8 protein-coding genes, 6 tRNA genes and 1 pseudogene are annotated in these 12,016 nt (G+C 56.8%); all 15 read right to left on the minus strand.

The features are described from left to right. Positions 1–230 precede the first annotated feature (230 nt). The gene (nrdD, locus tag ACTNB2_RS07605) at positions 231–2,453 is read right to left on the minus strand and encodes an anaerobic ribonucleoside-triphosphate reductase (RefSeq protein WP_427718616.1); all 2,223 of its coding nucleotides are present in this window, start codon (positions 2,451–2,453) and stop codon (positions 231–233) included. A 567-nt stretch (positions 2,454–3,020) separates the two neighbouring features. Further along, positions 3,021–3,215 (minus strand): hypothetical protein, encoded by a 195-nt coding sequence (locus ACTNB2_RS07610; RefSeq protein WP_195838587.1) that lies wholly within the window; start codon positions 3,213–3,215, stop codon positions 3,021–3,023. A gap of 204 nt (positions 3,216–3,419) precedes the next feature. Then, positions 3,420–3,494, minus strand: a tRNA-Val gene (locus ACTNB2_RS07615). A gap of 3 nt (positions 3,495–3,497) precedes the next feature. After that, positions 3,498–3,573, minus strand: a tRNA-Gly gene (locus tag ACTNB2_RS07620). A gap of 59 nt (positions 3,574–3,632) precedes the next feature. Further along, positions 3,633–3,872, minus strand: coding sequence for a hypothetical protein (locus ACTNB2_RS07625; protein ID WP_441041057.1), 240 nt, complete (start codon positions 3,870–3,872; stop codon positions 3,633–3,635). Between the two features lie 32 nt (positions 3,873–3,904). Continuing rightward, positions 3,905–4,504, minus strand: a pseudogene (locus tag ACTNB2_RS07630) (alpha-amylase family glycosyl hydrolase); the annotation flags it as partial. Positions 4,505–4,656: 152 nt separating this feature from the next. Beyond that, positions 4,657–4,732 (minus strand) — tRNA-Gly (locus ACTNB2_RS07635). 42 nt (positions 4,733–4,774) lie between these two features. After that, positions 4,775–4,848, minus strand: a tRNA-Cys gene (locus ACTNB2_RS07640). 35 nt (positions 4,849–4,883) lie between these two features. Further along, positions 4,884–4,959 (minus strand) — tRNA-Gly (locus ACTNB2_RS07645). Between the two features lie 105 nt (positions 4,960–5,064). Beyond that, positions 5,065–5,811 carry an anti-sigma factor antagonist gene (locus tag ACTNB2_RS07650; protein WP_441044906.1) on the minus strand — a complete coding sequence of 249 codons (747 nt, stop codon included), beginning with the start codon at positions 5,809–5,811 and terminating at the stop codon, positions 5,065–5,067. Between the two features lie 81 nt (positions 5,812–5,892). Then, positions 5,893–8,238: a GAF domain-containing SpoIIE family protein phosphatase gene (locus tag ACTNB2_RS07655; protein WP_441038751.1), complete on the minus strand. Its 2,346-nt coding sequence runs from the start codon at positions 8,236–8,238 to the stop codon at positions 5,893–5,895. A 59-nt stretch (positions 8,239–8,297) separates the two neighbouring features. Continuing rightward, a tRNA-Leu gene (locus ACTNB2_RS07660) sits at positions 8,298–8,387 on the minus strand. Positions 8,388–8,985: 598 nt separating this feature from the next. Next, on the minus strand, positions 8,986–10,014 hold the full coding sequence (locus ACTNB2_RS07665) for an ABC transporter ATP-binding protein (RefSeq protein WP_154517434.1): 1,029 nt from the start codon (positions 10,012–10,014) through the stop codon (positions 8,986–8,988). Then, a complete protein-coding gene (locus tag ACTNB2_RS07670) occupies positions 10,015–11,106 on the minus strand; it encodes an ABC transporter ATP-binding protein (RefSeq protein WP_441044907.1) in 1,092 nt (363 codons plus the stop codon). 2 nt (positions 11,107–11,108) lie between these two features. Continuing rightward, a complete protein-coding gene (locus tag ACTNB2_RS07675) occupies positions 11,109–11,999 on the minus strand; it encodes an ABC transporter permease (protein ID WP_441038768.1) in 891 nt (296 codons plus the stop codon). Positions 12,000–12,016: the final 17 nt, after the last annotated feature.

Raw genomic sequence — 12,016 nt, forward strand, 5'->3', positions numbered from 1 at the left:
CGCAGCTGCAGCTCGAATTATTTCCGCCAAGAACTTCGAGGAGTGGGCAGACCGCATGCTGCATCTCAGCTACATCAACTTGGCTGCCCCGTAGCGAGGCCCCGGACCTTTGCTCGATATGAGCTCCGCACGAACAGGAGGCGCCAGTGGCGCCTCCGTCGTGAGCCAGGACTGTCCGAAATAGCGATTAAAGGTCCGGGGCCTCGCTACGGGGCAGCCTGGGGTGGTTATTAGAGATGCAGCACGCGGTCGCGGATCTCCTCGGTTCGACCCTGGTTCCAGAACTGGGTACCGATGTAGCCGCACGTGCGACGGGCGACATTCATCTTCTCCTGGTCACGATTGCCGCAATTGGGGCACTCCCACACCAGTTTGCCATCGTCCTCGACAATGCGAATCTCGCCGTCATAGCCGCACACCTGGCAGTAATCGCTCTTGGTGTTGAGCTCGGCGTACATGATGTTGTCGTAGATGTACTGCATTACGCGAATGACCGCCTTGAGGTTGTCCTGCATGTTGGGAACCTCAACGTAGGAGATAGCACCGCCCGGCGAAAGCTGCTGGAACATGCCCTCAAACTTAAGCTTGTCGAAGGCATCGATCTCCTCGGACACGTGGACGTGATAGCTGTTAGTAATGTAGCCCTTGTCCGTCACGCCCGGGATAATGCCGAAACGGCGCTGCAGGCACTTGGCGAACTTGTAGGTCGTCGACTCAAGCGGGGTGCCGTACAGCGAGAAGTCGATATCGCTTTCGGCCTTCCACTCGGCGCACTTGTCGTTCATGTGCTGCATGACGGCCATGGCAAACGGCGTGCCCTCCTTCTCGGTGTGGCTGTGGCCCGTCATGTACTTGACGCACTCATACAGACCGGCGTAACCCAGGCTAATGGTGGAATAGCCGCCCACGAGCAGCTTGTCGATCGTCTCGCCCTTCTTAAGGCGCGCCAAGGCACCGTACTGCCAAAGAATCGGCGCAGCATCCGAAAGCGTGCCCATCAGGCGCTCATGACGGCACAGCAGGGCACGGTGGCACAGCTCAAGGCGCTCATCGAAGATCTTCCAGAACTTGTCCATGTCCTGATGCGAGCTCAGCGCGACATCGGGCAGGTTGATGGTCACAACACCCTGGTTAAAGCGACCATAGTACTTAGGCTTGGTCGGGTCATAGTTCAGAGCGTTGGCGACATTGTTAAAGCCGTTGCCCGAACGGTCGGGCGTCAGGAAACTGCGGCAACCCATGCAGGTATAGCAATCGCCGTTGCCGGCGGTCTCGCCCTTAGACAGCTTGAGCTCGCGCATCTTCTTCTCGGAGATGTAGTCGGGCACCATGCGCTTGGCGGTGCACTTGGCGGCGAGCTTGGTCAGATAGAAGTACGGCGAATCCTCGCGGATGTTATCGTCCTCGAGCACGTAGATGAGCTTGGGAAACGCCGGGGTGATCCACACGCCGGCTTCGTTCTTAACGCCCTCATAGCGTTGACGAAGCGTCTCCTCCACAATCATGGCAAGGTCGTGCTTCTCCTGGGGCGTACGGGCCTCATTGAGATACATAAAGACCGTCACGAACGGCGCCTGGCCATTCGTGGTCATAAGGGTCACGACCTGATACTGAATCGTCTGGACGCCGCGACGAATCTCATCGCGCAGGCGTTCCTCAACGACCTCGCGAACCTTCTCGGCAGATGCCGAAACACCGAGCTCCTCAAGCTCGCGAGCAACCTCGCCGCGAATCTTTTGACGGCTCACCTCAACGAACGGGGCGAGATGGGTCAGCGAAATAGACTGACCGCCGTACTGGGAGGAAGCAACCTGGGCGATAATCTGCGTCGCGATGTTGCAGGCGGTCGAGAAGCTGTGCGGCTTCTCGATCAGCGTGCCCGAGATAACGGTGCCGTTCTGGAGCATGTCCTCCAGGTTCACCAGATCGCAGTTGTGCATGTGCTGGGCAAAGTAATCCGAATCGTGGAAATGGATCAGGCCCTCATTATGGGCATCCACGATCTCCTGGGGCAGCAGCACGCGTTGGGTCAGGTCCTTGGAAATCTCGCCGGCCATATAGTCGCGCTGAACGGAATTGACGGTCGGATTCTTATTGGAGTTCTCCTGCTTAACCTCTTCGTTATTGCACTCGATCAGCGACAGGATCTTGTCGTCGGTCGTGTTCTTTTGGCGCTTCAGGCTCTGAACATAACGATAGATGATGTAGCGGCGAGCGACCTCGTAGCAGTCGAGACGCATGATCTCGTCCTCGACCAGATCCTGGATCTCCTCGACCGATACGGTATGGCCGGCCTTCTCACATGCCTCGGCGACGTTTTGCGCCGCGTAGATCACCTGGCGGTCGGTAAGACGAGAGCCCTCCTCGACCTCCAAGTTGGCGGCGCGAATCGCATTGACGATCTTATCGATGTCAAAGGCAACCTCGGTGCCGCTGCGCTTGATGATCTTCATCCTCTTGCCTCTTTCGCGTCGTAATCCCATTGCGCTTCAGAGCCAAACGATGCCTGGCAGGGCTTGTCCCTGTCTTGCGGCGCCGTCGCGCAATCTGTGTTCTCGATAAACCATAGGTCCTCATGCGGACAATCCTCGCGGCCGATCAAGCGGCTCAAAGGCGTGTCCAAATGGGACGAACAAGGTCTTCGTTCTCTGTCCGCCATCTATCATACGACAAAGACGCCTCTATATCCTGTATTCTTTTTTTAGGTCAAACACAACATATAGTGTTTCAGCAGGTCAAAGCAATTGGTCATTTTACAGACACATTAATTATGAGGGTTTCTCGGCAAGTCGGTAAAACGTTACCAACGCGGCTACCTGCAAGGCAGTTATAAAACCCCCTAGTCAAGCCGCCGACAAATCCTACCAAAACCAAGCCGCTCACGCGAAAAGAATCCAAAAGATTATGCTTGACCAACATGTTGCGGTCGAATGCCGGCGGACGGAGCGACGGGGCTGCAAACGCTCGGAAAACTACAGCCCCGGCACTCCGTCCGCCGGCATTCGATAGGCGAGGAGCTATTAGTTCTCTTCGCGAGCTATCATGCGGCCGAGAGCCGCTGTAAAGGGATCGAGCAGCACGCCGGCGATAACCACAAAGGCCCACCCCTTTGTGACAAGGCCCGCCCAGCGCGCGAAGAACGTACGGCCTTCAATCGTTCCGAATCCTCCCTGGAAGGCAATCTCGCCAAAACCGATCACCATAAAAGATTGCATGGGGGTCAACCATGGAAACGCGGGCGACGTGCACGGTTATGATCAAAATAATCATCTCCCACGAGACCAAGAGGCCAATAACGACAAATTATGCTGGGCAGCAAATGCAACGTGAAAAAGCGACCGAGGTCGATAATTTGACGGCATATTATGTGTGTTTATAACAAAACAGTCCAGAAGCAAAGCCTCTGGACTGCGAACATTTGGTGGGCGTTACAAGATTTGAACTTGTGACCTCTTCCGTGTCAGGGAAGCGCTCTCCCCCTGAGCTAAACGCCCAAATGGAGCGGACAACGGGGCTCGAACCCGCGACCCCAACCTTGGCAAGGTTGTGCTCTACCAACTGAGCCATGTCCGCTTACGGGGATTAATCTTACGTGATACCCGCATCCTATGCAAGAACTTTTTTGAAAAGTTTTACGACGCCCTCGCGAACCTCACGAAGACATCAGCCACCTCAAAAAGGCCGAGCTCCTCACCATGATACACGTATGCCGAACCCGGAAGCGCCAGCTCAAGCAAAAGGGCCGCCCGCGCGCGGCGCTCGCCGAGTTCACGGTCCTCGTCATAAGACGACCCGTCGCGTAAGAGCCAGTCGGGCGCAATCTGGTGGTAGCGCGTCGCCTTGATTTGCGGCAGGGCATAGCGCGTCGCCACGCGCGATAGATCTCGTGGACCTCGTTGCGGTCCCACAGCGGATGGGTGCCGTCGTCAACCATGTCATCGCCCTCGGCGAGATGCCACCGGTCGAGGTCATCGCGGTCGAGGTCCTTGGCGAGACCGTGCGCCACATCAATGCGAAAGCCATCAACGCCTCGATCGCTCCAAAACGTCAGGACGTCGCAAAAGAACGCATGAACCTCGGGGCATGACCAGACAAAGTCCGGCCGCTCGGGCGTAAACATATGCAGCTACCACTGACCGTCCGCAACACGCGTCCAGGCGGGGCCGCCAAAGTTGGCATTCCAATTGGTGGGAGGCAGCTCGCCATGTTCGCCGCGACCATCGCGGAATATATAACGGGCGCGCTCGGGCGATCCAGGGCCGGCGGCAAGAGCGGCTTTGAACCAGGGGTGCTGGTTGGATGAATGATTGGGCACGATGTCGACGATGACCTTGATGCCGCGTGCGTGAGCCGCAGCGACCATGTCATCGAAGTCGTCAAGCGAGCCGAGACGTGGGTCGACATCGCAGTAGTCCGCCACATCATAGCCACCATCGACAAGAGGCGATGGGTAAAACGGGCTCAGCCAGATGGCCTCGATGCCCAGCCGCTCAAGATAGTCCATCTGCTGGGTAATGCCCGCGATATCGCCCAAAGCTGTTATTCGCGGCAAACAACGCCACAGCCACGCCCCAAGACGCTCGCTCCCTCTCGGGTTCGAGCCTCTGCAATGGGTACGAAAAAGCCCGGCTACCGTGGTAGTCGGGCTGTTGTGCTTGGAGCGGACAACGGGGCTCGAACCCGCGACCCCAACCTTGGCAAGGTTGTGCTCTACCAACTGAGCCATGTCCGCATATGTAAAACAAAACGGGCGCCGGAGCGCCCGGATGTTGCCTGGAGGCGAAGCCCGGATTCGAACCGGGGGTAAAGGCTTTGCAGGCCTCTGCCTTACCACTTGGCCACTTCGCCGAAAAAGGACCGTTAAGAACGGTCCGGAAATGCAATGGAGCGGACAACGGGGCTCGAACCCGCGACCCCAACCTTGGCAAGGTTGTGCTCTACCAACTGAGCCATGTCCGCTTGCGGGTTATTAATTTACGCGAGTTATCCAAAAGACGCAAGTACTTTTTTCAAAAAAGTTGCCCAAAGCAAGTTTACGCAGGGAAATCATGTCGATCCAAGGCGCTAAGCGCACGATTCCAATGCCGAGCCAAACAGCTTCACCATCCGAACGCGTGTGCCGGCACCATCCGTGCGACGGGCAACCTCCACATTATCGACGAGCATGCGCATAAGCTTGATACCGCGTCCGCGTTCCTCGGATGCCATAGGTTCGCTCGCCCCATCGATAGAATAGCCAGAACCTCGATCAAGCACCTCAAGCACAACACGGTCCCCATAGGCCTGAATCGTCAGGATGCAGCCAACACCGCCCGCATGGTCATATGCGTTACCCAATGCCTCCCCCAACGCTAATGCGACGTCATAGCGCTCATCACGCCTCAGGGGAAGCGATTCGAGAATCTCGGCCACACGGTGCCGATAATACGGGAGATTCTCGATGCCTCGCTGCACCTTGACGCTCTTGCTCCATCGCGGCAACTCCCCCACCGGAATGGCGGGAATCGACTCCCGCACCGGACCCGCAACATGAAGGATGTCGACAAGTCGGGCAATCTCCAAAAAGCGAACGACCTCATCGGAGGCGTTAACAAGCGAAAGCAGCCCTTCTCGTCTCATAAGCTCTCTGGCACGCGTAAGCAAAAACGCCAAACCCGTCGAGTCGATAAAACCCACGGTCTGGCAATTGATGACAACACGGCGCACGCCCCGGTCGATTAAATTATCCAACCTTCGGCGCAGCTCGGGCACCGAGGCGATATCGATATCGCCCGGTGGCGCCAAAACCGCTATGTCATTCCACTCATTCATGCGACCATGGTTCCCCAAAAGAGCTCGCTCGATGCAAACTTTTCTGCAACCGTTAGGATTCTGTATGCCCAACGTCGCGACCTACGATCGACCCCGTAAAAACTCAAGGGACACCAATGCAATGTCATCGTCCAGCGCCGAGTCGGTAAAGCGGTCAAGCTCGCCCAAGACCTTACCGCAGATGCCCGATACGCCCTCACCCGAAACAGAGAGTAGAAGGTCGCGCAGGCGTTGCTCGCCAAAGAAAGCACCCGAGCGGTCGCGCGCTTCGATCGTTCCGTCGGTATACATAAACAGCATGTCACCAGGATCGAACGTAAACACGCCCGTCTCGTACACCATGCTCTCAAAGGCACCGATCACGCCCGATTGGCACCCAAGGAGCTCCACTTCTCCCCCGCAGGTCTCTCCTCCGCCATGCGGCGTCGACGACGGCCTAATGACCATAGTGGGAGGATGTCCCGCAGAGCAATAGGTAGCGCGGCCCGCTTTAAGATCAATCTTGGCGATAAACGCCGTCACAAACGTCTCGACCCTCGAAAAGCCCATGAGCATGCTATTGAGCGAGCGGGCCATGCGAGCGGGTCCCGCACCCTCCCAGGCATAAGCCGTCAACGCCGTCTTGACGAGCGCCGACATCGACGCCGCCTCAATTCCTTTGCCGGAGACATCGCCCAATATCATAACGGCGCAATCGTCGGGAAGACGGACAAGCGTATAGAAGTCACCACCAACCAACGCCGAATTCGTTGCCGACAGGTATACCGAATCGGTTGCGATGCCCGGAACGTCGCCTAGCGAATTTCTCATGCCAATCTGAAGCGTCTGAGCGATATGACGCTCTTCACGCTTTTGAGACTCGCCCTCATAGATCAGCTCAAAGTCGTGTGCCAAATGCACCATGTAGTCGTATTCAAGGTCGTCGATTGGCTCCTGGCTGCCATCACGGAGCAGCAAAACGCGCCTCGTCGGTCCCTTGGCGATATCAGCGGGCACGATTGCATCGTTGCTTCGCGTACCATCCGCCTCCGAGCGGCAGCGCCCCGCCTCGATACCGGAATCGACATAAAGTCCCTGACACGGCAGGCCGTGGGCTCTCAACCATGCGCCCATAGTCGTGGATTCGTCCACGCGCGTAAGGCGCACGTGCTTGAGGTCGTCGGCGCTCGTCCCGCCCAGCACCGATGTCTCAAATCCATCGGAAATTGCCCCCAGGCGCGCCGCCGGCGTCGTGACAGAAAAGAAGAGTGACTCCGGATCGCCCGGCAATGCCACACGACTGCCGCCTTCAAAATCGATGACATAGGTTCCGAGGCCCGCATCATACTCCACGGGGCAGAAATGGCAACTGAGCACAGCGCAGATTTCGGTCGACACCGCACGCGAGGCGGCAATAGGATCATCGAGATAGGCAAACAACTCATCGCGCAGCACGTTGAGAGAACGGCCAAGCTCTGCCGTGCGACGTGAACGCAGACTCGATGCCATGCCGACTAGTTGGATGGAGAGATAATCGCAAATGACCTCGAGCACGTTGACATCATAGGCAAGCGGCGCCTGCGGACGTTTCCAACCGACCTCCAACACACCGAGCACCTGAGTGCCATAAAACACGGGAAGACATATCTCGCTGCGGTATGGAGGCATATCTTGCACGCGTAGCAGGTGCTTAGAACGATTGTCCAGGTCCATGAACATACCCGAGGCAATCCTATCGCCCTCAAGGTCCTGCTGAATCGACAGGCGGCAGGCACGAGACTCACGGAGCACATACGTCGGGATACCCGCACCATACGGCATAAACTCGGGCAGGTAGCTGTCATACAGCTCCTTGGAAACACCGCGAAGCTTAAAACCGCCGCTCTCAGAAAAATAGATGGCAGCACCCGAGGCATCGAGGGTTCCTACAAGCTGGTTCAAAACGGTATCCAACAAACTAGGCAGCTCATCGGAGCCCACCGTGCTCATAATGACCGACAACGTGCCCGAGAGGCGCTTATTCGCCACTCTGAGCTCCGAAAGCGCACGCTTGAGCTGACGGTCATGCGAATACTGCTCTTCGATACTATGGAGCGCCACGAGAACACGCGGCGCACGGCGGCCAAAGATACGAGGCGGCGTAACCGAGCCGGCACAAACTAGGACGGGAATAAAGGAGCCGTCACTTAGCTTAAGCATCAGCTCGCTCTCGGTACCATTGGTCTCAAAAGGAAGACGATGTTCTGTCGCGCGTTCAAATGCTGACGAGTACAAGAGATCTTTAACGTCCCCGTTGATCACATCGGAACGTTCCTCGCAGATCAAGTCGAGCAAGCGATTGTTTACATGCAAAATGGTTCCGTCGAGCTCGCAGATAATGACAGCATCGCTCGTAATATCGACCAATTGGGCAACGTCAACCCACTCATTGCGCTCAAGCGTTTCCATCGTGAACCTCACCGTCTATCGGTAACAAAAAAGCCTCCGAAGAGGCTTCTCAAATGCGATGGTGTCGGAGGCGGGACTTGAACCCGCATGACCAAAAAGCGGTCACTAGCACCTCAAGCTAGCGCGTCTGCCAATTCCGCCACTCCGACATGCTATATTGTTGATTCGCAGTTCGTTTTGTTGGACCCGCGCTTTCAACGAGGAAGATAATAACCTATGATTCGAGAACTGTGCAAGCACTTTTTTCAAAAAAGTTTACGAATTTGAAAATGCGCAGGTAGACTGACCTGTTCGGGCAGGAATGAGGTTGCCTTCCAACGCGTCCTCGGGCATGCGGCATTATTTTGATCTGCGCTTCGCGCTACAAAATAATGCCGCCCCCTGCGGAATGCGTTGGAAGGCAACCTCATTCCTGCCCTAGGGGCACATGCTTCATGCACAGTTCTCAAACATGTTCTGGGGGCTGATATTAATTTAGTGGCTCGGCTTTGCCGAGCCCTTTTATGGGGAGGCCGGAGCTAAAGCTCCGGCCTCGCTCAATTTTTTATTAGATTAAGTGAGCGATCAAGGAATCGCCCCCCCCCTGCAGTGGTAACACAGGGCCCGTGTTGGACTTAGTTTTCAGAACATTCCGCAGACCAGGAAACCCCCTTATCCGCAGCTCCGAAGGAGCAGGATAAGGGGGTTTCCATGGTCGAGGACGTTCTGAAAACTAAGTCCAGCACGGGCCCGAACGATAACAACCGACTACAGGTCGATGTGCGATTCCTTGATCGGGAACGGCTCGGCGAAGTGGCAGGCGCAGCAGTGGCCCGGAGCAACTTCCCTAAACTCGGGAAGCTTCTCGGAGCAGATGCCCTGCGCGATCGGGCAGCGCGTGTGGAAACGGCAGCCAGTCGGCGGATCCAGCGGTGACGGCGGATCGCCGGCAAGGATGATGCGCTTACGGGACTTTTGGATATCCGGATCGGGAACCGGCACGGCAGACAGCAGCGACTGCGTATACGGGTGGTGAGGCTCGCTATAGAGCGTCTTCCAGTCAGAAACCTCCACCACCTTACCCAGATACATAACGGCAACGCGATCGGAGATGTGCTGAACGACGGACAGGTCGTGGGCGATAAACAGATACGCCGTACCAAACTTGTCCTGCAGTTCCTTAAGCAGGTTCAGAACCTGGGCCTGAATGGACACATCCAGAGCGGATACCGGTTCGTCACAGATAATCAGCTTGGGCTTCAGCGCAAAGGCGCGGGCAATGCCGACACGCTGACGCTGGCCACCCGAGAACTCATGAGGATAGCGGTTGATGTGCTCGGGGTTCAGTCCGACAACGTCGAGAAGCTCGCGGACGCGCTCAATGCGCTCCTCCTTGGTTCCCACGCCGTGAATGGTCATGGGTTCGGAGACGATCTCGCCGATGGTCATGCGAGGATTCAGCGAGGCATAAGGATCCTGGAAGATAAACTGCATCTCGCGACGCATATCCTTGATCTCATGCTTGCTCATTTCGGCAACATCTTTACCCTGGAAGAACACCTTACCGGCGGTCGGCTTGGTCAGGCGCATGATGGTGCGACCCGTAGTGGACTTACCGCAACCAGACTCACCAACCAGACCAAAGGTCTCACCAGGATAAATCTCAAAAGAGATGTCGTTTACAGCAGAGACGACGCGCTTGGAAAAACGCTTGGCGAACATGCCGGACTCTGCGGGGAACTCCTTAGAGAGGTGCTCGACCTTCAGTAGCGGAGTGCGCTCGTTATTGTCTGCCATTTACGCCTCGCCTCCCTTCTTGGAATCCTTACGCGTGCGGGACGTCTCAGGGGCGTTCTTGAGGAACTCGGGGTCACCGGAATAATGACACGCAGAATAGTGGCCGGACTCGGTGACAAAACGCTCGGGGCGCTGCTTGCGGCACTTATCGGTCGCAAAGGGGCAACGAGGCGAGAACACGCAACCCTCGGGCAGGTTCATGAGCGAAGGCGGGTTGCCGTGAATCGGCGTAAGCGGCTTCTTCTCATCGATGGCCTGCTCCGGGATGGAGCGAATCAGGCCCCAGGTATAGGGGTGACGGCTCTCGTAGAAGATTTCCTCAGCAGTACCGAACTCGACGGGACGGCCGGCGTACATAACCATGATCTTGTCGGCCATATCGGCGACAACACCCAGGTCATGGGTAATCATGATGATGGCGTTGCCGTTCTTCTCCTGCATTTCCTGCATAAGCTCAATAATCTGAGCCTGAATGGTAACGTCCAGGGCAGTCGTGGGCTCGTCGGCAATCAGAATATCGGGATCGCAGGCAAGGGCCATGGCAATCATGACGCGCTGGCGCATACCACCAGAAAACTGGTGCGGATACTCATTGACGCGTTTCTCGGGCTCGGGAATGCCAACGAGGTCCAAAAGCTCGGTGGCGCGCTTGAGCGCCTCCTGCTTGGAGTAGCCACGGTGCAGACGAAGGCCCTCACCCACCTGCTTGCCAATCTTATAGACCGGGTTCAAGGAGGTCATAGGGTCCTGGAAGATCATCGCGATATCGTTGCCACGAATGTGCTGCATCTCTTCCTCGGTCATCTCGAGGATAGAACGACCGCGATAGCGAACGTCACCGCCCTCAATCTTTCCCGGAGGCATCGAGATAAGACCCATGATGGTCATGGCGGTCACGGACTTACCGGAGCCGGACTCACCGACGACACCCAGGGTCTCGCCACGATCGAGCGTGTAGGACACACCATCGACAGCGCGAACGACGCCATCCTCGGTGTGGAAATACATCTTAAGGTCATCAACCTCGAGCAGATGCTGGCCCTCGGGAACCGGCTGGTCCTTCAGGTCCACATAGTTCTTGTTCTTCTTCATCCTTATGCGTCCTTCATCTTGACGTCGAGGGCGTCGCGCAGACCGTCACCCAGCAGGGTGAAGGCGAGCACCGTCGAGAGAATTGCCAGACCGGGCATGATCATCATCCAGGGAGCAGTCAGAAGATACTGCTGACCGTCCTGAATCATGGAGCCCCACGAAGGCGTAGGCGGAATAACGCCCATGCCGAGGAAGGACAGAGCGGACTCGGTCAGAATGGCGCCACCAATGTTCATAGTCGCGTAGACCACGATGGAGGCAACGGAGTTCGGGAAGATGTGACGCACGATGATACGAACATCAGATGCACCCATCGCGCGCGCAGCGTCAACATAGTCGTTTTCCTTGACCGTCAAGATCGCGGATCGGAAGACGCGCGCAATCGAAGGCCAGCCAAGAATACCGATGGCGATAAAGACGTTCTGAAGACCACGGCCGATAACGGCGATCATGGCGACAACGAACAGCACGTACGGGAACGCAAGGAAGATGTCCGCACAGCGCATGATGATCGTATCCCAGATGCCGCCGTAGAAACCGGCCAGAGCGCCCATAACCAGACCAATCACCGTGGAGATCGCAGTGGCCATAATGCCGACGGACAGCGAAACGCGTGCACCGTAGATAACGCGGACGAGAATGTCACGGCCAAGGGAGTCGGTGCCAAACGGGTGCTCTGCACACGGAGCCAGCAGCGACGTCTCGGCCATGGTGGTCGAATCGGAAGCCGTCGGCGAACCGAGCCAGGGCTTAGCCCACAGATCTGCGGTCAAGGCAACCACAACGACGATAATGATCCAGCAGACACCGATAACGGCGAGCTTGTTCTTACGAAGACGCTTAAAAGCGTCGCCCCACAGCGTGCGAGACTTGGCGGGAGCAGATGCGGCCATGGTGGCGGTAGCCTGCT

The sequence above is a fragment of the Collinsella sp. HCP28S3_G2 genome (genome assembly GCF_052065125.1).
Classification (GTDB): Bacteria; Actinomycetota; Coriobacteriia; order Coriobacteriales; family Coriobacteriaceae; genus Collinsella.